The 22,634-nt window shown below is 57.7% G+C and carries 36 protein-coding genes; 7 read left to right on the forward strand and 29 right to left on the reverse strand.

Going from position 1 to position 22,634, the window contains the following annotated elements; genetic code table 11:
- Positions 1-75 precede the first annotated feature (75 nt).
- Positions 76-465 carry a 30S ribosomal protein S11 gene (gene rpsK, locus AC2D8V_RS19755; protein ID WP_484735324.1) on the reverse strand — a complete coding sequence of 130 codons (390 nt, stop codon included), beginning with the start codon at positions 463-465 and terminating at the stop codon, positions 76-78.
- Positions 466-478: 13 nt separating this feature from the next.
- Entirely contained in the window at positions 479-847 is a 369-nt protein-coding gene (rpsM, locus tag AC2D8V_RS19760) for a 30S ribosomal protein S13 (protein WP_484735325.1), read from the reverse strand.
- A gap of 364 nt (positions 848-1,211) precedes the next feature.
- Between rpsM and AC2D8V_RS19765 the strand changes: the two genes are divergently transcribed.
- Positions 1,212-2,195: a DUF1194 domain-containing protein gene (locus AC2D8V_RS19765; RefSeq protein WP_484735326.1), complete on the forward strand. Its 984-nt coding sequence runs from the start codon at positions 1,212-1,214 to the stop codon at positions 2,193-2,195.
- Positions 2,196-2,266: 71 nt separating this feature from the next.
- Here AC2D8V_RS19765 and AC2D8V_RS19770 read toward each other — a convergent pair whose 3' ends face one another.
- The 3 genes from AC2D8V_RS19770 to rplO all read right to left on the reverse strand — a co-directional run bounded on the left by AC2D8V_RS19770 (position 2,267) and on the right by rplO (position 4,875).
- Positions 2,267-2,911, reverse strand: a complete 645-nt coding sequence (locus tag AC2D8V_RS19770; protein WP_484735327.1) for an adenylate kinase — start codon at positions 2,909-2,911, stop codon at positions 2,267-2,269.
- Positions 2,908-4,272 (reverse strand): preprotein translocase subunit SecY, encoded by a 1,365-nt coding sequence (gene secY, locus AC2D8V_RS19775; RefSeq protein ID WP_484735328.1) that lies wholly within the window; start codon positions 4,270-4,272, stop codon positions 2,908-2,910. The genes AC2D8V_RS19770 and secY overlap by 4 nt, the downstream gene beginning before the upstream one ends.
- 120 nt (positions 4,273-4,392) lie before the next feature.
- Positions 4,393-4,875: a 50S ribosomal protein L15 gene (gene rplO / locus AC2D8V_RS19780; protein WP_484735329.1), complete on the reverse strand. Its 483-nt coding sequence runs from the start codon at positions 4,873-4,875 to the stop codon at positions 4,393-4,395.
- A gap of 238 nt (positions 4,876-5,113) precedes the next feature.
- On the opposite strand from rplO, the gene AC2D8V_RS19785 reads away from it, so the two are divergent.
- Entirely contained in the window at positions 5,114-5,782 is a 669-nt protein-coding gene (locus AC2D8V_RS19785) for a hypothetical protein (protein ID WP_484735330.1), read from the forward strand.
- Between the two features lie 71 nt (positions 5,783-5,853).
- Here the strand turns inward: AC2D8V_RS19785 and rpmD are convergent, their stop codons facing one another.
- The 11 genes from rpmD to rpmC form a co-directional block, all read right to left on the reverse strand.
- Positions 5,854-6,042 carry a 50S ribosomal protein L30 gene (gene rpmD, locus AC2D8V_RS19790; RefSeq protein WP_298844911.1) on the reverse strand — a complete coding sequence of 63 codons (189 nt, stop codon included), beginning with the start codon at positions 6,040-6,042 and terminating at the stop codon, positions 5,854-5,856.
- Positions 6,043-6,054: 12 nt separating this feature from the next.
- Positions 6,055-6,657, reverse strand: coding sequence for a 30S ribosomal protein S5 (gene rpsE / locus AC2D8V_RS19795; protein WP_484735331.1), 603 nt, complete (start codon positions 6,655-6,657; stop codon positions 6,055-6,057).
- Positions 6,658-6,760: 103 nt separating this feature from the next.
- Complete coding sequence (gene rplR, locus AC2D8V_RS19800; protein WP_484735332.1) at positions 6,761-7,120, reverse strand: 50S ribosomal protein L18; 360 nt, start codon at positions 7,118-7,120, stop codon at positions 6,761-6,763.
- Between the two features lie 12 nt (positions 7,121-7,132).
- The gene (gene rplF / locus AC2D8V_RS19805) at positions 7,133-7,666 is read right to left on the reverse strand and encodes a 50S ribosomal protein L6 (RefSeq protein ID WP_484735333.1); all 534 of its coding nucleotides are present in this window, start codon (positions 7,664-7,666) and stop codon (positions 7,133-7,135) included.
- Positions 7,667-7,677: 11 nt separating this feature from the next.
- Positions 7,678-8,070 carry a 30S ribosomal protein S8 gene (rpsH, locus tag AC2D8V_RS19810; RefSeq protein ID WP_300033878.1) on the reverse strand — a complete coding sequence of 131 codons (393 nt, stop codon included), beginning with the start codon at positions 8,068-8,070 and terminating at the stop codon, positions 7,678-7,680.
- Positions 8,071-8,082: 12 nt separating this feature from the next.
- Positions 8,083-8,388 carry a 30S ribosomal protein S14 gene (gene rpsN / locus AC2D8V_RS19815; RefSeq protein ID WP_159974573.1) on the reverse strand — a complete coding sequence of 102 codons (306 nt, stop codon included), beginning with the start codon at positions 8,386-8,388 and terminating at the stop codon, positions 8,083-8,085.
- A gap of 16 nt (positions 8,389-8,404) precedes the next feature.
- Entirely contained in the window at positions 8,405-8,968 is a 564-nt protein-coding gene (gene rplE / locus AC2D8V_RS19820; RefSeq protein WP_484735334.1) for a 50S ribosomal protein L5, read from the reverse strand.
- A complete protein-coding gene (rplX, locus tag AC2D8V_RS19825) occupies positions 8,961-9,272 on the reverse strand; it encodes a 50S ribosomal protein L24 (protein ID WP_484735335.1) in 312 nt (103 codons plus the stop codon). The genes rplE and rplX overlap by 8 nt, the downstream gene beginning before the upstream one ends.
- A gap of 2 nt (positions 9,273-9,274) precedes the next feature.
- Entirely contained in the window at positions 9,275-9,643 is a 369-nt protein-coding gene (gene rplN, locus AC2D8V_RS19830) for a 50S ribosomal protein L14 (RefSeq protein ID WP_011567679.1), read from the reverse strand.
- 71 nt (positions 9,644-9,714) lie between these two features.
- Entirely contained in the window at positions 9,715-9,954 is a 240-nt protein-coding gene (rpsQ, locus tag AC2D8V_RS19835) for a 30S ribosomal protein S17 (RefSeq protein ID WP_484735336.1), read from the reverse strand.
- A gap of 11 nt (positions 9,955-9,965) precedes the next feature.
- Complete coding sequence (gene rpmC, locus AC2D8V_RS19840; protein ID WP_484735337.1) at positions 9,966-10,172, reverse strand: 50S ribosomal protein L29; 207 nt, start codon at positions 10,170-10,172, stop codon at positions 9,966-9,968.
- A 222-nt stretch (positions 10,173-10,394) separates the two neighbouring features.
- Here rpmC and AC2D8V_RS19845 point away from each other — a divergent pair, with 222 nt between their 5' ends.
- A complete protein-coding gene (locus AC2D8V_RS19845; protein ID WP_484735338.1) occupies positions 10,395-10,994 on the forward strand; it encodes an NAD(P)H-dependent oxidoreductase in 600 nt (199 codons plus the stop codon).
- A 74-nt stretch (positions 10,995-11,068) separates the two neighbouring features.
- Here AC2D8V_RS19845 and AC2D8V_RS19850 read toward each other — a convergent pair whose 3' ends face one another.
- Positions 11,069-11,929, reverse strand: coding sequence for an FkbM family methyltransferase (locus AC2D8V_RS19850; RefSeq protein WP_484735339.1), 861 nt, complete (start codon positions 11,927-11,929; stop codon positions 11,069-11,071).
- A 196-nt stretch (positions 11,930-12,125) separates the two neighbouring features.
- On the opposite strand from AC2D8V_RS19850, the gene AC2D8V_RS19855 reads away from it, so the two are divergent.
- The 3 genes from AC2D8V_RS19855 to AC2D8V_RS19865 all read left to right on the forward strand — a co-directional run bounded on the left by AC2D8V_RS19855 (position 12,126) and on the right by AC2D8V_RS19865 (position 14,274).
- Positions 12,126-12,518, forward strand: a complete 393-nt coding sequence (locus AC2D8V_RS19855; protein ID WP_484735340.1) for a DUF805 domain-containing protein — start codon at positions 12,126-12,128, stop codon at positions 12,516-12,518.
- A 466-nt stretch (positions 12,519-12,984) separates the two neighbouring features.
- Positions 12,985-13,605, forward strand: a complete 621-nt coding sequence (locus tag AC2D8V_RS19860) for a TIGR02466 family protein (protein WP_484735341.1) — start codon at positions 12,985-12,987, stop codon at positions 13,603-13,605.
- A gap of 144 nt (positions 13,606-13,749) precedes the next feature.
- A complete protein-coding gene (locus AC2D8V_RS19865; RefSeq protein ID WP_484735342.1) occupies positions 13,750-14,274 on the forward strand; it encodes a hypothetical protein in 525 nt (174 codons plus the stop codon).
- 17 nt (positions 14,275-14,291) lie between these two features.
- Here AC2D8V_RS19865 and rplP read toward each other — a convergent pair whose 3' ends face one another.
- The 10 genes from rplP to rpsJ all read right to left on the reverse strand — a co-directional run bounded on the left by rplP (position 14,292) and on the right by rpsJ (position 20,497).
- On the reverse strand, positions 14,292-14,705 hold the full coding sequence (gene rplP / locus AC2D8V_RS19870; protein WP_299146850.1) for a 50S ribosomal protein L16: 414 nt from the start codon (positions 14,703-14,705) through the stop codon (positions 14,292-14,294).
- 13 nt (positions 14,706-14,718) lie between these two features.
- Complete coding sequence (gene rpsC / locus AC2D8V_RS19875) at positions 14,719-15,426, reverse strand: 30S ribosomal protein S3 (protein WP_484735343.1); 708 nt, start codon at positions 15,424-15,426, stop codon at positions 14,719-14,721.
- Positions 15,426-15,806 (reverse strand): 50S ribosomal protein L22, encoded by a 381-nt coding sequence (gene rplV / locus AC2D8V_RS19880; protein ID WP_484735344.1) that lies wholly within the window; start codon positions 15,804-15,806, stop codon positions 15,426-15,428. Before rplV ends, rpsC begins: the two co-directional genes overlap by 1 nt.
- Positions 15,807-15,809: 3 nt before the next feature.
- Positions 15,810-16,088, reverse strand: a complete 279-nt coding sequence (gene rpsS / locus AC2D8V_RS19885; RefSeq protein ID WP_067296663.1) for a 30S ribosomal protein S19 — start codon at positions 16,086-16,088, stop codon at positions 15,810-15,812.
- A gap of 3 nt (positions 16,089-16,091) precedes the next feature.
- The gene (gene rplB / locus AC2D8V_RS19890; protein ID WP_484735345.1) at positions 16,092-16,934 is read right to left on the reverse strand and encodes a 50S ribosomal protein L2; all 843 of its coding nucleotides are present in this window, start codon (positions 16,932-16,934) and stop codon (positions 16,092-16,094) included.
- Between the two features lie 207 nt (positions 16,935-17,141).
- A complete protein-coding gene (locus AC2D8V_RS19895) occupies positions 17,142-17,804 on the reverse strand; it encodes an FkbM family methyltransferase (RefSeq protein ID WP_484735346.1) in 663 nt (220 codons plus the stop codon).
- Positions 17,805-18,372: 568 nt separating this feature from the next.
- Positions 18,373-18,669, reverse strand: a complete 297-nt coding sequence (locus tag AC2D8V_RS19900; protein WP_484735347.1) for a 50S ribosomal protein L23 — start codon at positions 18,667-18,669, stop codon at positions 18,373-18,375.
- Complete coding sequence (gene rplD / locus AC2D8V_RS19905) at positions 18,666-19,283, reverse strand: 50S ribosomal protein L4 (protein ID WP_484735348.1); 618 nt, start codon at positions 19,281-19,283, stop codon at positions 18,666-18,668. Before rplD ends, AC2D8V_RS19900 begins: the two co-directional genes overlap by 4 nt.
- A complete protein-coding gene (gene rplC / locus AC2D8V_RS19910; RefSeq protein ID WP_484735349.1) occupies positions 19,280-20,155 on the reverse strand; it encodes a 50S ribosomal protein L3 in 876 nt (291 codons plus the stop codon). The genes rplD and rplC overlap by 4 nt, the downstream gene beginning before the upstream one ends.
- 21 nt (positions 20,156-20,176) lie before the next feature.
- Positions 20,177-20,497, reverse strand: coding sequence for a 30S ribosomal protein S10 (rpsJ, locus tag AC2D8V_RS19915; protein ID WP_195819727.1), 321 nt, complete (start codon positions 20,495-20,497; stop codon positions 20,177-20,179).
- A 286-nt stretch (positions 20,498-20,783) separates the two neighbouring features.
- On the opposite strand from rpsJ, the gene AC2D8V_RS19920 reads away from it, so the two are divergent.
- The gene (locus AC2D8V_RS19920) at positions 20,784-21,092 is read left to right on the forward strand and encodes a hypothetical protein (protein WP_484735350.1); all 309 of its coding nucleotides are present in this window, start codon (positions 20,784-20,786) and stop codon (positions 21,090-21,092) included.
- A gap of 1 nt (position 21,093) precedes the next feature.
- Here the strand turns inward: AC2D8V_RS19920 and AC2D8V_RS19925 are convergent, their stop codons facing one another.
- Positions 21,094-21,750: a L,D-transpeptidase gene (locus AC2D8V_RS19925; protein WP_484735351.1), complete on the reverse strand. Its 657-nt coding sequence runs from the start codon at positions 21,748-21,750 to the stop codon at positions 21,094-21,096.
- A 260-nt stretch (positions 21,751-22,010) separates the two neighbouring features.
- Positions 22,011-22,634 (reverse strand): EF-Tu C-terminal domain-related protein (locus AC2D8V_RS19930; protein WP_484735352.1); only part of this gene is annotated, 624 nt, incomplete at its 5' end.

Here is a 22,634-nt window from a genome sequence, read left to right on the forward strand (position 1 = left end):
AGCAAAGACGCTCGAGGTTTCAAAAAGCGGATGGGGGCCGTGCAAGACAGCACAGCCCCGAAAGATTTTATTCGATTAAACGCGGCGGCGCTTTGGCGGGCGGCAACCGTTGTGCGCCATCGGTGTCACGTCGCGAATCGACGTGATGTTGAAGCCTGCAGCCGCGAGGGCACGCAGAGCACTTTCACGACCCGAACCTGGGCCCTGCACTTCGACTTCCAGTGTTTTTACACCGTGTTCCTGCGCCTTGCGGCCCGCATCCTCTGCAGCCATCTGTGCCGCGTAAGGAGTGGATTTCCGCGAGCCTTTGAACCCCATGGTACCGGCAGACGACCAGGAGATCGCGTTGCCTTGCACATCAGAGATCAGGATCTTGGTGTTGTTGAACGAAGAATTCACGTGGGCAACGCCCGCTGCGATATTCTTGGAGGCCTTACGTTTTGTACGCGTCTTTTCACGAGCCATTGGTCAGACCTCCTTATTTCTTCTTACCGGCAATGGCCTTTGCAGGGCCCTTGCGTGTACGTGCGTTTGTGTGCGTGCGCTGACCGCGGACCGGCAGGTTACGACGGTGGCGCAGACCGCGGTAGCAACCAAGGTCCATCAACCGCTTGACGTTCATCTGCACTTCACGGCGCAGGTCGCCTTCGACGGTGTAGTTCGCATCAATGTGCTCGCGCACAGCCAGAACTTCGGAGTCAGATAGTTCGTTGACCCGGCGGGTCGGATCAATGCCAACCGCTTCGCAGATTGCTTTTGCCGAGGTATTGCCGATACCGGTGATATATGTGAGGGCGATTGGAACCCGCTTTGCAGTCGGGATATTTACGCCGGCGATACGTGCCACGTGTACAATTCCTTTTCGTTGCGGGTCCGTAACGCCAGACCCTTTTTTCACAACGTAAGCCCGAAGCGTTTTACGGCGACGGGCGTCAGCTGATCAGGTGATCTTGCCATCCGGGTGCGACCCATCCGACAATTGATTCTCTATCGAGATGACGCTGGTTATGGGCATTTCGAGGCGACGTCAACCCATCCATGAAAGCCACCCGCGTACACGCTCAATTTTTAGGCGAATTGGCTGCTCTGCGCAATGCTGCACTGCGGCGTATTGGCGCGCAACCCAGAGACGTTATGAGGAAATGAACCAGACCCTGCCTAAGCTCAGAGATCAAAACCGTGGGAGGAGGTCGCCTTGAAAGGAGATGCCAATGTGCCTGCCCCCAACCCTGATCGTGCTGATGCGCTCGGTCACCATTTCGTTTGCCGCCCTCTGTCTCATCACTCAAACGCTGCCCGGCTTTGCAGGTGAACCGCCCGCGCCACGCTATTCGGGCATTCACTATGACGTCAGCGATCCGCTACGTGTCGATGTCGCGCTGGTTCTGGCCGTTGACGTCTCCTCTTCTATTGAACGTGGCGAACGGCTGTTCCAGCGCCGGGCCTACGCACAAGCGCTGTCTGATCCGCGCGTGGCCAACATGGCTCTGGGCGGCGGTGCGGGCCGCGTTGCCATCGCATACATGGAATGGAGCGGACACCGCTTTCAGCGCGTGCATCTCCCGATGCGGGTTCTCAGCTCGGCGGCTGAACTAAGGGCCTTTGCCGAAGACATCCTCTCTATTCCGGATCGTGACCTCGACCCGATGTACGCACAACCCACCGCAGTCGGCGATGCACTCATCGCGGCTGAAACGGTCATGGCCTCGCTCCCCGTACCCGCACGTGACTACGTAATCGACATCTCCGGCGACGGCGTGGTCAATGATGGCACCGCCGTGCGCGATGTGCGTAACCGCCTACTCGCAATGGGGCTGACACTCAACGGCCTTCCGATCGAAGTGCGCCGCACAGTGCCCGTCTTCGAAGACTTTCAGCATAACGATGTCGCACGGTTTTACGCCGATTGTGTGATCGGCGGCCCCGGCGCGTTCCACGTGGTCGCGCGCGGCTTTGCAGATGTCCGCGAAACGCTGATCATGAAACTCATGCTCGAAATGGCCGCCATGCCAGCAGGTCAGAAACACCGCATTGCCACAGCTTGGAATACCCGGGCCGCCCCCTCGCCCGCCCGGCTCCTGCCCGCAATGACGCTGGAACTGGCACCGTCACAGGCACCCGCAGCACCAGTCTCACGCAGCAACTGCGGCGAACCTCAGTACAACGCGAAAAACCCGTTTCAGATAATCCCGTAAAGGCATTCGTTTGCGCCGCAGCATCGCATTCCGGTCGCAATCGCCGTGTGACGGCGCGACCGAGCCCAAACTCACGCGTCGAGAACAGCCTTAATCTCAGCGCCGACGCCTTCCATGGTGCCCAGACCGTCAACCCGGCTAAGCATACCCTTTGCGTAATAATACCCGATCAGCGGTGACGTCTGCTTGTAGTACTCCATCAGGCGCGTCTTGAGGCTTTCCTCATTGTCATCTGCCCGGCGCTTGAACTCGGTGCCACCGCAATTGGTGCACTTGCCGTCCGCCGGGATGGGCTTGGTGTTGTCGTTATAGACCTCACCGCACATCGCACAGGTAGAGCGCGCCACGATGCGCGCGACAAGCGCACTATCGTCAACACGCATTTCAATCACCTTGTCGAGGCTCTGACCTTCGGCTTCCAACAACTCGCCCAGTGCATCTGCCTGCGCCAGCGTCCGGGGAAACCCGTCAAAAATGAAACCGTTTGCTTTGACTGTCTCCAGTTTTTCACGGATCAACCCGATGACGATCTCGTCCGTGACCAGAGCACCACGCGCCATAACATCGGCCACAACCTTGCCCATCTCGGTACCGCTGTCCTTGGCCTCGCGCAGCATATCGCCTGTGCTCAGCTGAACCATTCCGCGCTCTTCGACAAGCGTGCGCGCTTGGGTTCCTTTGCCGGCGCCCGGAGGCCCCAATAGTATAATATTCATCGCCGTACCGGGCTCCGTTTCTTGCGGGCCTTGCCACTCTTGCCGCGGAGCTGCGACTTTTCAAGAAGGCCTTCATATTGATGCGCCAGCAAATGGCTTTGAACCTGCTGGATCGTATCCATCGTCACCGAGACCACGATCAACACAGACGTGCCGCCGAAGTAGAACGGAATGGCAAACTGCCCGCGCAGGATTTCTGGCAGCAAACACACCAGGGCGAGATAGCCAGAACCGAGAACCAGAATGCGGTTGACCACATATTCGAGGTACTCGGAAGTCTTCTTGCCGGGACGGATGCCGGGAATAAAGCCGTTCTGGTTCTTCAGGTTGTCGGCAACGTCATCCGGCTTGAAGCTGACATTGAACGTATAGAAGTAGGTGAAGAACACGATCATCAGCGTAAAGAAACCAAGATAAAGCGGCTGACCCGGCCCGAAGTTGGCCAGAAGCCATGACATGATCGGGTTTGTCGAGTTGCCAGAGAAGGTGCTGATCGTAACCGGCAACAACAGCAGCGACGAGGCAAAGATCGCCGGGATAACACCCGCTGGGTTGACTTTGACCGGCAGGTGGCTCGACCCGCCGTCATAAACCTTCATACCCACCTGACGACGCGGGTACTGGATGTGGATTTTGCGCAAGGCGCGCTCCATGAACACCACAAACATGATCGTGGTAATGACCATAACGATCACACCGATAATCACCGCAGGGCTGATCGCACCCGACCGGCCGGAGGCAAAGAACTGTGCCAGAGCGGCAGGAACTTCGGCAATAATACCCACGAAGATAATCAGCGAGATACCGTTACCAATTCCGCGTGCGGTGATCTGTTCACCAAGCCACATCAGGAACATGGTGCCGCCAACAAGGGTAATTACGCAGGACGCCCGAAAGAAAAATCCAGGATCCGTAACGATGTCGCCGGCTTCAAGGCTGACCGCAAGCCCGTAGGCCTGCAGCGTCGCCAAAGCGACCGTACCAAAACGCGTATATTGGTTGATCTTTTTGCGGCCCTGTTCCCCTTCTTTTTTCAGCTGCTCCAGCTTGGGCACCATCGCTGTCAAAAGCTGAACGATGATCGATGCCGAAATGTAGGGCATAATTCCGAGGGCAAAGATGCCCATCCGCCCAAGAGCACCGCCAGTAAACATCGACACCATGCCGCCGATACCCTGACCTGCCTGCTCCATAAACTCGCGCAGCGCCAATCCATCGATCCCGGGAACCGGAATAAACGTACCCAGACGATATACGATCAGCAAGCCAAGCGTGAAAAGGATGCGATTGCGTAGATCAGTGGCCTTACCCAGTGCGGACCAACTGGTGTTGGCGGCCATGTTCTCGACAGCAGAAACCATTGAGGGCTCTCTTTCGTAACAATTACGCCGCCCGGGCCGTTTTCCGGCGGGGCGGCGTTATGGAAAACTCAATCGACTATGTAAGCGGCGTTGACGCCGCTCACAAGACCGATCTTGGGCTTACGCGTCTGACGTTTCCGCGACAGGTGCCGCAACAGTCAGGCTACCGCCCGCTTTCTCGACAGCAGCCACCGCGGATTTGGACGCGCCGGTTACTTCAATGTTCAGCTTGGCGGATACGTCACCCTTGGCAAGCACACGTACGCCATCAAGTTTGCGACGCACCAGACCGCTCTCGACGAGCACGTCTTCGGTGATTGTGTTCTTGGCGTCGATTTTCTTGGCATCCACGAATTTCTGGATCAGGCCGAGGTTCACGACAGCATAGGATTTGCGGTTCGGCTTGTTAAAGCCACGCTTTGGCAGGCGTTGGTACAGCGGCATCTGGCCGCCTTCATAGCCGTTGATCGCCACACCGGAACGGGATTTCTGACCCTTGATACCACGGCCACCCATTTTACCCATGCCAGAGCCTGGGCCACGGCCTACGCGCTTGCGCTTTTTGGTCGCGCCTTCGTTGTCGGAAAGTTCATGCAGTTTCATTGTCGCTTCTCCTTATGCCGGAAATACCCCCCAGCGACGGGAGCGGGCAAACACGGCGTTTCGATTCTTTGCATGGCTGGTGCCACCGGGCGCGGATACACGCCCTGTACAGATTATTCAAGTCCCGCCAACGCCCTTTAGGCGATTAACCATCGCGCGCGCGATTTCTTGACATAGGTTAACAAAGGGTTAATTTTTCCCCTATTGTTCACGTTTTTATAGTTTTTGGAGGGTGCCGATGCTTCGCTTCGCCGTTACTGCCCTATTCGCCCTGTTTGCGCCCATGAGCGCCGTGGCCACGACACTAACCTATTCCGGCACCGTCCTCACTGACGCCGAATACGCATGGCGCGTGCTCGACAGCGTAAGCTATGGCAGCGCGGACACTCTGGCAGAACAAGGGTTTGAGCGCCGCGATGACATAAAACTACAGATTATCATTCCCGATGCTTTGTTAGCCAACGAGCAGTATGTGTATTGGAGCGATGGCGCGTCTGACACGATCAGAGCAGGGTTCGTCAGCCCGGAAACCCCAGGCGGCATCAGCCTGCTACAACACCGATATATGGGCGGCTGGAGCTTTAGGTTCGAAACCGACAGCCACGGCGCGCTGAGCGAGTGGCAGTTCCGCTATTCGATGTACAACTCCGACACAGTGAGCTTCGCCATTTCCGATCAGGGAGATGACATCTTTGCGGAGTTGGAAAAAGCAACCTGGGAGGACGGCAAATACGTCTGCTGCGCAGGTTTCGACGAACGTATCTCGGGTAGCTACGATGCGGGAACCTGGCAAGCTGATCCGCCTGCCAAAGTGGTCAATACCCCCTTGCCGGCATCAGCGCTGCTCGTACTCGGCGGCCTGGCAGCCTTGGGCGGCCTGAAATGGCGGCGTCGTACCCGCCCCTAATGCCCCGCCTAACAAAAAACGCGCCGAGTAACTTACCCGACGCGTTTTAAGAACGATCACAAAACTCGGGCTCAGCCCTTTTCCTCGATGATCTCCACCATGTGAGGGATCGAGTTGATCATGCCGCGCACAGAAGGTGTGTCCTCCAACTCGCGGGTTTTGTGCATTTTGTTCAGGCCCAGACCGATCAGAGTCGCACGCTGCTTTGCAGGGCGGCGGATCGGAGAGCCGATTTGCTTGATGACGATTGTTTTTGCCATGTCCCGTTCTCCTTACGCGTCTGCCGCCGCCGCTTCGGACGGGCTGTTGTGCGCGACATCAGTCTGTTCTTCAACAACGTCACGCTTCGGCAGGATATCCGCCACTTTCTTGCCGCGACGCTGCGCGACGGACCGTGGGGACGCTTCTTTTCTCAGACCGTCCATAGTGGCACGGATCATGTTGTACGGGTTCTGCGAGCCGATGGACTTGGAGACAACGTCTTTGACGCCAAGCATTTCAAACACAGCACGCATCGGGCCACCTGCGATGATCCCGGTACCTTCAGGTGCGGTGCGCATCACGACCTTGCCTGCACCCCAACGACCATTCATATCGTGGTGCAGTGTGCGACCCTCGCGCAGTGGCACGCGGATCATCTGGCGCTTGGCCTGCTCTGTAGCCTTGCGGATCGCCTCAGGCACCTCTTTGGCTTTACCTTTGCCAAAGCCTACGCGGCCCTTCTGGTCACCCACAACCACGAGGGCTGCGAAACCAAAGCGCTTACCACCTTTGACGGTCTTGGAAACACGGTTGATTGCGACCAGACGGTCTGCAAATTCCGGTGCTTCGTCACGATCGCGGCGTGGGCCGCGACGATTTTCACGTTCTGCCATGAGAACTTCCTTTTCATGTTGGGCAAGCGCCCGGTTGTCTCAATCCCAGTGGGCACAGGGCCCCCGGATCATCGAGGGCGCCCGTCAAGGCGCCCTGCAGGTCTTAGATTTTCAAACCACCTTCACGCGCGGCGTCGGCAACTGCCTTGACCTTGCCATGAAAGAGGAAACCGCCACGGTCGAAATAAGCTTCTTCGACACCGGCTTTTTTCGCGCGTTCCGCAATCGCTGCACCCACTTTCGCGGCTGCCTCGACGTTGTTTTTGCCAACAACGCCCAGATCTTTCTCCAGCGTGGAGGCGGACGCGAGTGTCTTGCCCGCTACATCGTCGATCAACTGAACGCTGATGTTCTTGTTGGAGCGGTGAACCGAAAGGCGAACGCGACCTGCGTTGACCTTGCGAAGTTTGTTCCGAACGCGCAGGCGGCGTTTGATGAACAGTTGTCTTTTGCTGTTTGCCATCTTGTGCGTTCCTTACTTCTTCTTGCCTTCCTTGCGGAAGATGAACTCGCCCTTGTAGCGGATACCTTTGCCTTTGTAAGGCTCCGGCTTGCGCCACTGGCGGATATTCGCGGCAACCTGACCAACAAGCTGTTCGTCAATGCCTTCCACAATGATTTCGGTTTGCTTTGGCGCGGTAACAGTCACACCCTCTGGTGCGGTGTAATCCACGTCATGGCTGAGACCAAGGTTCAGCTTCAGCGTGTTGCCCTGCATTTGCGCACGGTAACCAACGCCCTGAATCTCAAGCTCTTTCTTGAAGCCTTCGGTCACGCCGGTCACGCAGTTCTGAATCTGCGTGCGGGACATGCCCCACTGCTGACGGGCGCGCTTGGACTTGCCGCGCGGCGTCACAGTGATCACGTTGTCCTCAACCGCGAGGTCCACATCGTCCGTTGCATTGAACGACCGCACACCCTTGGGGCCTTTGACTTCGATCGACTGACCCGAGACGGACGCTGTCACGCCAGAGGGCAGCTCAACCGGTTTTTTACCAATACGAGACATCTACAATCTCCTTAGAATACGGTGCAGAGCACTTCGCCGCCAACATTGGCGCTGCGTGCAGCCTGGTCCGACATCACACCCTTGGGGGTGGAGACAATCGACACGCCAAGGCCCTGACGGACAACGGGGATGTCATTGACGCCCATGTACACGCGGCGACCGGGCTTGGAGACCCGCTTCAGCTCGCGAATGACAGGTTCGCCTTCGTAGTACTTGAGGCTGATCTCGATAGCCGGATGGCCGTCAGCGCCCGTGGTTTTCTCGTACCCGCGGATGTAGCCTTCATCTGCCAGCACATCCAGCACCCATGCACGCAGCTTGGACGCTGGTGTCATGACGGTGGATTTGCCGCGCATCTGCGAGTTACGGATACGGGTGAGCATATCTGCGATAGGATCGTTCATCTCATACCCTCCTTACCAGCTCGACTTGACCATGCCGGGGATCTGGCCCTGAGAGCCGAGATCGCGCAGCGCGATACGAGAGATTTTCAGTTTGCGGTAGTACGCGTGTGGACGACCGGTCAACTGGCAGCGGTTGTGCAAACGCACGGCGCTGGAGTTGCGCGGCAGTTTCGCCAGCTTCAGCGAAGCGCGGAAACGCTCTTCCATCGGCTTTTCCTGGTCGTTGATGATCGCCTTCAGTTCCGCACGCTTTGCCGCGTACTTTGCCACCAGCCGTTCACGCTTCTTTTCGCGTGCAATCATGGATTTCTTAGCCATATCTCTTTCCTCCCGATCAGCTGTTGAAAGGCATGTTGAAAGCTTTCAACAGGCTCTTTGCTTCAGCGTCGGTTTTCGCCGTTGTGGCGATGATGATGTCCATTCCCCAGTTCTCGTCGATCTTGTCAAAGTCGATTTCTGGGAACACGAGGTGCTCCTTCAGGCCCATGGCATAGTTGCCACGACCGTCAAAGGATTTGCCGGAAACGCCGCGGAAGTCGCGGACGCGGGGCAGAGCAATCGTGATCAGACGATCAAGGAATTCATACATGCGGTCGCCGCGAAGGGTCACTTTTGCACCCAGTGGCATGTCCTCACGCACCCGGAAACCCGCAATGGATTTCTTGGCCGTGGTGGTCAGCGCCTTCTGGCCGGCGATCAACGTCAGATCCTCGACAGCGGATTTCGCTTTCTTGCTGTCACGGACAGCTTCGGCGCCGCAGCCGATGTTCAGGACGATCTTGTCCAGACGCGGGATCTGCATGTCGTTCTTGTAGCCGAACTCTTCTTTCAGCGCAGCGCGGATAGTTTCGCGGTAGGCTGTTTTCAGGCGCGGTGTGTAGGTTGCGGAATCAAGCATCGATCACGTCTCCCGTGGTCTTGGCAAAGCGCACTTTCTTGTCGCCATCCATCTTAAAGCCAACGCGTGTGGCTTTGCCGTTGGCATCCACATAGGCGATGTTGCTCAGATCAACAGGCATTGCCTTGGGGATACGGCCGCCTTGGGTTGTTTGGGACTGACGTGTAGCGCGGATCGAAATGTTGATACCGTCGACAATAGCTTTGCCTGCCTTCGGATCGACAGAAGTGATCGTGCCGGTCTTGCCCTTGTCCTTGCCTGCCAGAACGATGACCTTGTCACCTTTTTTCAGTTTAGCAGCCATGATTACAGCACCTCCGGAGCGAGCGAGATGATTTTCATGAAGTTCTTGGCGCGCAGCTCACGCACAACCGGGCCAAAGATACGCGTACCGATCGGCTCGTTGTTGTTGTTGAGGATAACGGCGGCGTTGCGATCAAAACGGATCGCTGTACCATCTTCGCGACGTACTTCTTTGGCAGTGCGCACAACGACGGCCTTACGGACATCGCCTTTTTTCACACGACCACGCGGAATGGCTTCCTTGACCGACACGACAATGATGTCGCCGACGGATGCGTATTTACGCTTGGAACCACCCAGTACCTTGATGCACTGAACACGGCGCGCGCCGCTATTGTCAGCAACATCCAGATTTGTCTGCATCTGGATCATTTGGTTTCTCCCGACCTATGGGGGGCCGATGCGTGGCCTTGTCCCCAGGGTTTCGAATAAAGGTTCGTACCTTAGGCCTCAGCGGCCTCCAGCACTTCCCAACGTTTGGTTTTCGACTTGGGCGCGCATTCGATGATGCGGACCGAGTCACCTACTTTGAAGGTGTTGTTCTCATCGTGCGCCCGATACTTCTTGGACTTACGAATGGTCTTTTTCAGAACCGGGTGCGTAAAGCGGCGCTCTACGTTCACGGTCACTGTTTGTGCGTTGGCATCAGATGTAACGACGCCCTGCAGGATACGCTTTGGCATAAGGGCTCTCCTTACTCGGATGCGGCAGCGGCGGCTGCCTTCTGGTTCAGTACAGTCTTGACGCGGGCCGCGTTACGGCGCGCCTTGCGCAGTTGTGCTGGGTTTTCCAGCTGGCCAGTGGCCTGTTGGAAACGCAGGTTGAACTGCTCTTTCTTCAGGTTTGCCAGCTCTTCACGCAGCTGGTCTGGCGTTTTGTCATGCAATTCTTTGGCGTTCATCGCCCTTTTCCTTTCAACATCACGAGTAGGCCGCCAGAAGCGTCACCCTGATTCCCGTGGAGTTCATGATGAGAGGGCCGTATAGGGGGCTTCTCAGCCCATGGCAACCCTTTTTCCGCGCCATCAGGCACGCCCTTAAAGGCAGAGCAGATATTTCGCTTGACCTCAACCATGCTTGAGCAGGCAACATTGCCGCGACCCTGCCCGAAAGCGGATACTCGCATGCACATACTAACAGTTCTTGACCACCCCAACCCCGCCTCATTTACCACAGCGGCAGCCCGGCGCTTTATGGCCGGTGCCGAGGCTGCAGGACATACCACCGAACTTGCTGACCTGCACGCCGAAGGCTTTGATCCAAGGTGGACCATGGCAGATGTACTAAGCAACGATGGCGCTGCCCCGGCCCCAGACATCAAAGGCGAACAGGCACGCATCGAACGCGCGGACGCCATCTGCCTTGCCTTTCCGCTGTTCTGGTGGGGCATGCCCGCCATGATGAAAGGATGGACCGACCGTGTTTGGACGTGGGGCTGGGCTTACAATCAGCTGGACGACCCCGACCGCTCGGCCCAGCGCAACCGAAGCGCTGTCTTGCTCGTCTGCGCCGGGGCGCGCTCGGATGAAATGGAAGCATCCGGCTACACCGCCGCACTAGAGACCGTCTGGACTGCCGGAACCTTTGGATATTTTGGCTTCGCACCGCGCCGGTTGGAAATCCTCCACGGCACAACCGGCTCCGAAGCACGGCGCACGGCCTTGCTCAACCGCGCCTACCAGACCGGTCAACACCTCCCGCCCCCGGACCCGGCCCGCACATAGTATATCACCTTGCTCGAAAAACTCCGGGGGAGGCCCCAACGGGGCCGGGGGCAGAGCCCCCGAATACGATCGCCCTACTGCACCGGCAAGGGAGTTGTTGTCGCAATAAAGAGAGCATGATTTTCGCCCGAAACATGCGCGCGCGGTTCCAGCTTCCGCGCTCGTTTGACATCTTCGGGCAGCAAGACGGCCATGAGCCCACTATTCAACCGCCACCCCCGTGCCGCCAACCACGCAGCCAGCGGGTGGCTGGGAACCAGCCCGTAGAAATACGCGTACCCTGCCGCACGCAACGCCTTTTCCACCACCTCACCCAATGCCGGGTCCTTCCGAAACAGCCCCTCGGTTGCCAGCACCGGGCCATGGGCCTTTAGCGTTTCGCACGCACCGCGCAGCACATTGGCCTCATGCCCTTCGACGTCAATTTTGATAAAATCGATACGGTCGATACCATGCTTCCCACAAAAGCTGTCCAGCGTGTCGACAGGAATTGAAAAATCGGCGTCCTCTTCGGTGTCCACGATTGCTGAGGCACCCAGGTTCACGTTGTCCTGTCGGAACCAAAGCGTGCCCTGCTGATCTGACAAGCCCATCTGATGCCGCTCGACAGATGTCCCCATCGTGTTGACCGCCAGCAGCGCATGCACCACCGGGTTCGGTTCAAACGCGATCACCCGTTCAAAGTGCTGCGCGAAAAAGCACGCGTGATTTCCGATATTGGCGCCGATATCAAGACAAACCGGCGCATCTTTCAGATGTCCGAACACCTCACGCGTCAATACATCCAACTGGTGCTTTTCATAGATGCCCTTGGTGATGACTTCGGTGCTCACATAGTCACCCAAAAATACGGCACGCAAATGCGGCGCATGACCTGCGCGCCGAAACCGCTTCATCCAATGCCGGACCAAAACCCGGTAAAGTCGTGATGCCATGAAACGGCCCCCTGCTCTGCCTGACGCCTTTTTTGAGGCAAGCCGTTGCGCCCCGCAAGCCCCGACCGTCTGCGAGGTCGGCGAAACCGCTCCCTCCGGTTCTTGGCAACCTGTTCTGAACCGCGATCGCCCTGAGGAAAGCAGGTTGCGCGGAAAGGCATCTTGGGTATCGTGGGCCCAGCCAAGGGAGGCGGATATGGAAAAAATGTCACTTGCCGTGCGCACGGTTCTGTCCAAATACGCAACGTTTGAAGGCCGCGCCTCGCGGGCCGAATTCTGGTGGTGGGGCCTTGCAGTGCTGCTGCTGCAACTGGCAACGCAGCTTATCGACGGTTTCCTGATCGGTCCGATGCTCGGGTTCGACGCGGGTGCCGAAAACGCAGGACAACCCCTGAGCCTTCTGGTGTCGCTTGCTCTGTTACTGCCGGCTCTCGCCGTGGCTGTCCGTCGTCTTCACGATACCGGACGCTCGGGCTGGTGGTTGCTCATCGGCCTCGTCCCCCTCATCGGTGCGCTGGTGCTGCTTTGGTTCTACATTCAGCCAAGCGACGACGCCAACGAATGGGGTCCACCCAATCCTCTCTATTAGGCGTCCGGAAACGGGGACAGGACGGAAAATGCTCCTTCAGGTGGTGGCCGTTTCACGCGCGTGTCGATACGAACACGGCCGCACTTGTTGGCAACACCCACTCCGAAGTCTGAGTGAATACGCGTCACGACTGCCGCGCAAGCGTTGGTGTTGTTGCCAATCTGCTCTGCGTTGCACGACGATCTGTCAAAGGGCCACAATCACAGCACCGGTCGAGACAGAAGACACCTGCCGCGCCGCACCGGCAAATAGCCACCGCGCCATCGCCTGCGTGACCGGTACCTAAATCGTGGTCGGGTCCTCGCAAGACGCAGACAGGGTGGGTATCCGCAAAGCCACCACACGTCTTTCACCTCAGCCGTTCAGGCACCAGGCGGACAAAGACGCCTGTTTCGGCCTCTGGCGGTGCTGCACAAAGGGCGCGGGCTCCCTTAACACCTTCGGTTGCTTGAGTTAGACAGACGCCATGAGCACCATAGAATCCCTTTTCGTAACCCCTTTGTATCGCGCCCGTCTTGATGAAGAAGGCGCGCCTGTTGACCCGTCCGAGCTTGAAGCCTCTTGCTGGTCGATTGCCGAGGATGACGAAGCGGGTCAGGACTGGTGCGACGAAAACGGCTATCCGGGCTACACCTCTTATGCGTCGCTGACCGATCTGCCCTACAGATTTCCGATCTTTGCAGATCTCGTCAAAACGCTCGACGCGCATGTCGCTGCATTTGCCAAAGAACTGCATTTCGATCTGGACGCGCGCAAGCTGGCACTGGAAGACATCTGGATCAACATCCTGCCACATGGCGGCACGCACAGCTCACATATCCACCCGCATTCTGTGATCAGCGGGACGACTTATGTCGCCGTGCCGGATGGAGCCTCCTCAATCAAATTTGAAGATCCCCGCCTGCCCATGATGATGGCGGCTCCGCCACGGCTCAAAACCGCGCCGACCGGTCTCAAGACTTTTCACTACGAAAAACCAAAGGCGGGCGACCTGCTCTTGTGGGAAAGCTGGTTGCGTCATGAAGTTCCGGTGAACATGTCCGAAGATGAACGCATCAGCGTAAGTTTCAACTATAGCTGGCAGTAAGCGGGAAACCTCCTGTCAAGATAGATTTTCCTGTTATTACATTGGCATAATATTGCCTATGGGTGCAGCACCGGATCTTTTCCCTACTTTCGGTCCTGCATTTGCGTAGCGTTGCCGAAATGACTTGAGTACGGGCGTCGGACTATGAAGACAGCGCAACCATCGGCCCGCGATATTTGCGAAAAGATGCTGGTCCTCACCGGCGCGGCATTAAAGACAGGCGATTTCGAGCTTTTCGCGCGATGTTTTACCTACCCGCAGGAACTACAGACATTTGTCGGCCGCCGGTCTTTGCTTAACGAAAACGACCTGCGCGACGTGTTTGGCGCTGTGCGCACCTTTTATCTCAAGAACGGCGTAACAGATCTCTCGCGCCGCTGCGTTGAAGCGGCGTTCAAGACTCCCGATACGATCCAAACAGTCTATGAAACGAGACTGGTGAGCGGCACGACGATTATCAGGGAGGCTTTCCCCGTCTTCAGCACACTGGTGCGTATTGATGACGAGTGGAAGATTGCCGGAACCAGCTACGCTTTGCCGAATTCGGTCAAAGCAGACGACGATTTTCTCAGCCGCCTCACGCCCAAAACGCGCGAAGCGCTTGTGTCCAACTCAGCGAAGTCACAAGAAGAAACCCCCGCCAAGAATCTTGACGGGGGTCCTGATTAATACGCTGAAGCGTCGGGTTACCAGTCTTCGCGGACAACAACCCGTGTTTTGATTGGCAGCTTCATGGCTGCCAGACGCAGCGCTTCACGCGCGATGTCATCGTTGACGCCGTCGATTTCAAACATCACACGACCCGGTTTGACCTTTGCTGCCCAACGGTCGACAGAGCCTTTACCTTTACCCATCCGAACCTCGATTGGTTTGGCTGTGACAGGCACGTCCGGGAAAATCCGGATCCAAACCCGGCCCTGACGTTTCATGTGACGTGTCATCGCGCGGCGAGCAGCCTCGATCTGACGTGCAGTGACCCGCTCGGGCTCAAGGGCTTTCAAACCATAGGTGCCAAAGTTCAGGTCGGACCCGCCCTTTGCCAGACCCTTGATGGAGCCTTTGAACTGTTTGCGGAACTTAGTGCGTTTTGGTTGAAGCATCTGTCATTCCCCCTTAACGACGACCGCCGGCACCGCGCGGTGCAGGGCCATCCTGGAGTTCTTGTGCTTTACGGTCACGCGCGGCAGGATCGTGCTCCATGATCTCACCTTTGAAGATCCAGGTCTTGATCCCGATGATGCCATAGGCAGTCGTGGCTTCCACGTGTGCGTAATCGATGTCGGCGCGCAGCGTGTGCAGCGGCACACGGCCTTCACGGTACCATTCGGTCCGTGCGATCTCTGCACCACCCAGACGGCCCGCAACGTTAACGCGGATACCAAGCGCACCCATACGCATCGCGTTCTGAACCGCGCGCTTCATCGCACGGCGGAAAGACACACGGCGTTCAAGCTGCTGTGCAATGCTCTCACCGACAAGTTGCGCGTCCAGTTCAGGCTTGCGCACTTCAACGATGTTGAGATGCAGTTCGCTGTCTGTCATCTTGGCGATCTTCTGGCGCAGACCTTCAATGTCCGCACCTTTCTTGCCGATGATAACACCGGGGCGTGCTGTGTGGATCGTAACGCGGCACTTGCGGTGCGGACGTTCGATGATCACACGGGCAACACCCGCCTGCTTGCACTCTTCCTTGATAAAATCGCGGATACGAAGGTCTTCCAGCAGAAGATCACCGTAGTCCTTGGTGTCGGCATACCAGCGGCTGTCCCAGGTGCGGTTCACCTGCAGGCGCATGCCAATCGGATTGACTTTGTTACCCATTAGGCTTGCTCCTCTACCTGACGTACCTTGATCGTGATTTCCGAAAACGGCTTGATGATCTTACCGAAACGGCCACGGGCCCGAGGGCGACCGCGCTTCATGGTCAGGTTCTTGCCTACATAGGCTTCCGCCACGATCAGCTCGTCCACGTCCAGATTGTGGTTGTTCTCGGCGTTGGCGATGGCGGACTGAAGGCATTTCTTCACGTCCTGAGCGATCCGCTTTTTGGAGAACGTCAGATCGGTCAAAGCACGATCAACTTTCTTTCCACGGATCATCGCGGCGACGAGGTTCAGTTTCTGTGGCGAAGTCCGGAGCATGCGCAGTTTTGCCATTGCTTCGTTGTCAGCCACGCGGCGGGGATTTTTATCCTTGCTCATGACTTACTTCCGCTTCGCTTTTTTGTCTGCAGCGTGACCATAATACGTCCGAGTTGGCGAGTACTCGCCAAACTTCTGACCGATCATGTCTTCAGACACGTTGACAGGGATATGCTTGTGGCCGTTGTAGACGCCAAACGTCAGGCCCACGAACTGGGGCAGGATCGTCGAGCGGCGCGACCAGATTTTGATCACTTCGTTGCGACCGCTTTCGCGGGACGCCTCGGCCTTTTTCAACACATAGCTGTCGACAAAAGGACCTTTCCAAACAGAGCGTGACATAAATTAGCGCCCCTTCTTCTTGGCGTGCCGCGAGCGCAGGATGAGCTTGCTGGACGCTTTGTTTTTGTTGCGGGTCTTGGCACCCTTGGTTGGCTTGCCCCAAGGTGTAACCGGATGGCGACCACCGGATGTCCGGCCTTCACCACCACCGTGCGGGTGGTCGATCGGGTTCATCACGACGCCACGTACAGAAGGACGGATGCCCTTGTGACGCATGCGGCCTGCTTTACCGTAGTTCTGGTTCGAGTTGTCAGGGTTCGACACGGCACCAACAGTTGCCATGCATTCCTGACGCACAAGACGCAGCTCGCCAGAGCTCAGGCGAATTTGTGCGTAGCCACCGTCACGGCCTACGAACTGGGCGTAGGTCCCCGCAGCACGGGCAATTTGCCCGCCTTTGCCAGGCTTCATTTCGATGTTGTGGACGATCGTACCGATAGGCATGCCCGCGAAAGGCATTGCGTTACCCGGTTTGATGTCTGCTTTCGCGCTTGCCACGACGCTGTCACCGACCGCGAGACGCTGTGGTGCCAGAATATACGCCTGCTCGCCGTCTTCGTATTTCACGAGGGCGATAAACGCTGTGCGGTTAGGGTCGTATTCGATGCGTTCGACCGTAGCCGTCACATCCATCTTGTTGCGCTTAAAGTCAACGATCCGGTAGAGGCGTTTCGCCCCGCCGCCTTTGCGGCGCATCGTGATCCGTCCGGTGTTGTTCCGTCCGCCGTTCTTGGTCAAGCCTTCTGTGAGGGCTTTGACCGGACGGCCTTTCCAGAGCTCCGAACGGTCGATCAGTACCAGCCCACGCTGGCCCGGCGTCGTCGGTTTGTACGACTTGAGTGCCATGTTGTCTGTCTTCCGTTTGCTAACAGCGGCGGTCAAAAGACCCCGCCTATGTGGTTGTAGGCCCCCGTAGGTGCCCGGGTTGAATAGTCGCGAACGACCAAAAGCATCGGCCCCGGACGAATCCGGGGCCTAGCCGATGCGCTTCCTTAGGGGATGCGCCAAATAGGGTCAAGGCTCAGGGCGGCAAAAAAGCAGCGCCGCGGTCTACTAAGACGCTCCGGCTGCGCGAATGAAAATATCACCGACCGGAGCAGCATCCGGCGCATCCAGCTTGGCGCGAAAAGTCTGGGGATCGAGCCAGCGGTCATGAAGCAGCACAACTTCGTCCACCACGGCAAAATTGTACTCCACAGCGCCCAGTTTCTCCACCCGATCGAGGCAGGCAAGTGCGTTGTCTTTCTCTACCGAATGATATTCGAATTCGATGAGCGGCAGCGGCTGTGACAGGCCCGCGAATACCTCTTTCTCAAACCCCTCGACGTCGATCTTGCAAAACGACGGCACACCGAATTCGGCGATGAGGTCATCAAGTGTCGTGATCTCGACCATGCGGGTTTCCATTTCTCCATCGCCGAATTTGAGCGCATGCCAGTCGCCGCGCAGGCTGCCCGTGGCAGAGGTACCGCGAAAACTCAGCTCGGCCTGCCCCGGCTCTGCTCCCACAGCTTTGGCTACGATGTCGCATGTTCCGGATTTACCGATGGTCTTGTTCAGATAGGCGACGCAATGCGGATTGGGCTCCAACGAGATCACCCGCGCCCCGTTTGCCAGGAATATTTCTGACTTCTGGCCGAGGTTCGTGCCGATGTCGAACACCAGATCACCGGACGAGATGAACTGGCCATAAAACGCCAGCTCGCGTTTTTTCATGCGGGCAACTTCCGGACTGACCGACCGAAAGACCGCCCGGGCCACGCCGAAAAGTCCAAGAGACTTCAAAATGCGTTTTGCTTGATTTTTCAAAGTGTCCGATCCCATGCGCTTGCAGAACGGCGCCGCCGCTCGCTTGTTTCCACACCCTAGCCATTTTGCGCGGCACTACGCCACTGCCGATCGGGCACAAACCGCTAAAACCTGCGTGATCCAGCCTGCGAAAGGAACGGCCGATGGTGAATTTGCCCTCGCGCAGTAAAGAATTTTGACGGGACTGTTCCCTCGGCAACGGCGCACATCCCCGCGCGGAGACAATACTGGTTTCCGCTCACGCGCCGGCTGTTTTTGGCGCGTAAAACCCGACAGCCCCGTGCTTTTCTCAAGCCGCTCTTGGCCGGTGATCCCGCGGCTACTCTGAGGTGGACGCCGACTGCTGGAGTGGAACAGAGCGGCATCTGCCATGACGGCACACATCTTTTTCGGTCGCAAAACAATAAACAGGTGCCAAAGAAAAACCCCGGCCTGTTGCCAGACCGGGGTTTTCAATTTCCAAACGTAGACCGGATCAGAGACCGGTGGATACGTCGATCGTGTTGCCTTCTTCCAGCGTCACGTAGGCCTTCTTGACGTCCTTGCGCTTGCCAAGTTGGCCGCGGAAACGCTTGACCTTGCCTTTTGTGATCGTGGTGTTGACGGCCTTGACCTTAACACCAAAGAGCGCCTCGACGGCCTCTTTGATCTGTGGCTTGTTGCTGTCCATGGACACCTCGAAAACAACGGCGTTGTTTTCGGATGTCATGGTCGCTTTTTCCGTGATGACCGGCTTGCGGATCACGTCGTAGTGTTCTGCCTTGGCACTCATTTCAGACGAGCCTCCAGTGCTTCGACACCCGCCTTGGTGATCACCAGCGTGTCACGCTTGAGGATGTCATATACGTTTGCGCCCATTGTAGGTAGGATATCCAGACCTTCAATGTTACGCGCGGCTTGGGCAAAGTTCTCGTTGACCTCTGCACCGTCGATGACCAGAGCGCGTTTCCAGCCGAGGTTTGCAACCTGCTTGGCCAGTGCGGCGGTCTTGCCCTCTGCGGCAGCGTCCTCGAGGATCACCAGCGCGCCCTCTTTTGCCTTGGCAGACAGCGCGTGCTTGAGACCCAGCTTGCGGAACTTCTTGGTCAGGTCGTGACCGTGGCTGCGCGGGGTTGGGCCCTTGTAGATACCACCCTTGCGGAAGATCGGTGCACCACGGTCACCGTGACGTGCGCCACCGGTACCCTTTTGGCGATAGATCTTCTTGGTCGAGTAGCTCACTTCAGAGCGTGTCTTAACCTTGTGCGTGCCCTGCTGTGCGTTGTTGCGCTGCCAGCGCACGACGCGGTGCAGAATGTCGGCACGCGGCTCGAGACCGAACAGCGCCTCGTCCAGCTCTACCGAGCCGGATTTCTTGCCGTCGAGTTTGATGACATCGAGTTTCATGCGTCACCTTCTTTCTTCTCTTCGCCGTCGTCGCCGGGTTCAGCGGCTTTGTCGGCTTCGATTTCGGCTTCGGCTGCCTTCAGCGCTTCGGCTTCTGCGGCGGCCTGCTCTTCGGCAAGACGCTGTGCTTCGGCTTCGGCCTCTGCGGCGGCTGCGGCGGCTGCTTCTTCAGCGGCCTTCGCGGCTTCTTCAGCGGCAGACTTCAGCGCGGCGGGCAGAATGGCATTGTCAGGAAACGGCTTTTTGACCGCGTCTTTGACAGTCACCCAGCCACCTTTGGAGCCCGGAACAGCGCCCTTGACCATGATCAGGCCACGGTCGGTGTCGGTGCGGACAACCTGCAGGTTCTGCGTGGTAACACGGGCAGCACCCATGTGACCGGCCATCTTCTTGCCTTTGAAAACCTTGCCGGGATCCTGACACTGACCTGTGGAGCCGTGCGAACGGTGCGAAATCGACACACCGTGCGAGGCGCGCAAGCCACCGAAGTTGTGGCGCTTCATCGCACCGGCAAAACCTTTACCGATGGAGGTGCCCGCAACGTCTACGAACTGGCCCTCAAAGTAATGGTCGGCGATGATCTCTTCGCCCACGCCGATCAGGTTCTCTTCGTCTACGCGGAACTCAGCGACCTTGCGCTTGGGTTCAACCTTTGCCGCAGCAAAGTGGCCGCGCATCGCCTGGCTGGTGCGCTTTGCCTTGGCAACGCCCGCGCCAAGCTGAACAGCGGTGTAACCGTCTTTCTCAACGGTACGCTGTGCAACAACCTGAAGTTTGTCGAGTTGAAGAACGGTAACAGGGATCTGCTTGCCGTCTTCCATGAACAGCCGGGTCATACCGACTTTTTTTGCAATAACGCCTGAGCGCAACATGATGATTACCCTCCCTGACGATTATGATTGCAGCTTGATTTCGACATCAACACCAGCCGCGAGGTCGAGCTTCATCAGCGCGTCAACGGTCTGGGGTGTCGGATCAACGATGTCCAAGAGACGCTTGTGCGTACGGATCTCGAACTGGTCACGGGATTTCTTGTCAACGTGCGGGCCACGCAGAACGGTGAATTTTTCAATTTTGTTCGGCAGCGGGATCGGGCCGCGAACAGATGCACCGGTACGCTTGGCAGTGTTGACGATTTCTTGTGTGGAGGCATCCAGCACGCGGTAGTCAAACGCCTTGAGGCGGATGCGGATGTTTTGGCTTTGAACGGCCATATGCATCACCCTTTATATTAGGGTCCAGATCGGAGAGGAGGATGGGCGCTCATCGCACACCCTCGTCGCGTCTTTTATCAACTGAGAAGGGCGCGCCGAGACGCACCCTTTCAGAACATCGCAGCGTTTAGGCGGTTGCGTCACAAAAGGCAATGGCTTTGTGGCTTTTTTTGCGGCTACGCCCAAACTGGCTGCCGGCACCCGACGCCCCTCCCTTGTGTTTACGCGCAACACAGCCGCATCGATACTGGCTGGACGGGCCGCAAAACTTGCATATCACCCATCCGTGGCAGAAAAAGAAGCTGCAGTTTTAATGAAAGAGGTGTTTGTCGTGATCAAAAAGCTCTGCATGCTGGCAGGGGTGAGCGTAGCGCTCGCTGCCTGTACCGACACCAGTGCGACGACCAGCAGCGCAATCGTTGACCTACCGGAGAGCGTTGTCGCCATGGCGGCCCCGAATCAAGACCTCTCCTCTGTGAGAATTCTCGAAGAAGACGGCTGCTATTGGTATAGCCATCGCGGCCCTGTAGAGACGACCCTCCTGCCGCTGCGCAACGTCGAAGGCCGCCCCATCTGCACCCGCGCGCAGACCTGAGTCAGCTGCTGGCGGTCACGTAGCTTTCGGCAGGATAGAGGTACGCCGTCGATCCGGTCTGAACCTCGTCGTACAGGCCATTGATATGTGCCATCACCATGCGCACGCAGCCCGAACTTGCGCGCCCGCCGATCGAACGCGGATAGGGCGTGCCGTGGATACGCAGGTAGGTGTCGCGGTTTCCTTCGTAAAGGTAAAGCGCTCTGGACCCCAACGGGTTGTCCGGCCCACCCGGCACACCATCGGCAAATTCGGCATAGGAGTCCGGATCGCGTTCGATCATCGCCTTGGTCGGCGTCCATTTCGGCCATTTTGCCTTGCGACGGATCTTGTAGGTGCCCGCCTCATAGAGATTTCCGCGCGCAATCGCGACGCCATAGCGCATGGCGGTGCCGTCGTTCTTGACATGATAGAGGTAGCGCGCGACCGCATCGACGTGGATGTCACCCGGCTTGAGACCCGCGTTCGCCTGAACCCGTGTGGGCAAGAGGCGGGGGTGCAGACCCCACGGATTTGACACCTCAGGCACGTAGCCTGCAGGGGTCACACGCGAATCCCAGCTGTCCCAGTTTCCTGGCGTTGCCTGCGCCACAGAAGGCACAAGGGCAGCCGAGAACAGCGCCGTCGAAGTCTGAATGAAATGTCTACGCGTCAGCATCTTGAAAGCTCCGGTTTACAAAAGAACGCACCATGAAAGTAAAGATTCCCACAGCATTATGGCATTTTTCAGCCCGCGGCGGTGAATCACATGTTTGTGCGCGGATAGCAGATCATTATGTCACAACGGTTTCGCAAGGGTTCACAGCGCAGTTTTCACCACGCATCCGGCCGATAAAATGATTGAAAAAGGCCGCCCCTTTTTGTGGGGCGGCCTTTGGTGTTTTGCCGGTGTTGGCCTCGCGCGCGGCGGGCGCGACCTTACTCGGTGATTTTGGACACAACGCCCGCGCCAACGGTGCGGCCGCCTTCGCGGATCGCAAAGCGCAGACCGTCTTCCATCGCGATCGGCGCGATCAGCTCAACGCCAAAGGACACGTTGTCGCCGGGCATAACCATCTCGGTGCCTTCTTTCAGCTGTACCGTGCCGGTCACGTCCGTTGTCCGGAAGTAGAACTGCGGGCGGTAGTTCGCGAAAAACGGCGTGTGACGGCCACCCTCTTCCTTGGTCAGGATGTAGGCTTCGGCTTCGAACTTGGTGTGCGGGGTCACAGAACCCGGCTTGCACAGTACCTGACCGCGCTCAACACCTTCACGGTCGATACCGCGCAGCAGGGCGCCGATGTTGTCGCCTGCTTCACCACGGTCCAGCAGCTTGCGGAACATCTCGACACCGGTGCAGGTGGTCTTCTGGGTGTCGCGGATGCCCACGATTTCGATCTCGTCGCCAACGTTGATCACGCCGCGCTCAACACGACCCGTCACAACCGTACCACGACCGGAGATCGAGAACACGTCCTCAACCGGCATCAGGAACGGCTGGTCAACCGCGCGCTCCGGCGTCGGGATGTACTCGTCCACAGCCGCCATCAGCTCTTTGATCTT

Source organism: Roseobacter sp. YIN89, assembly GCF_057219365.1.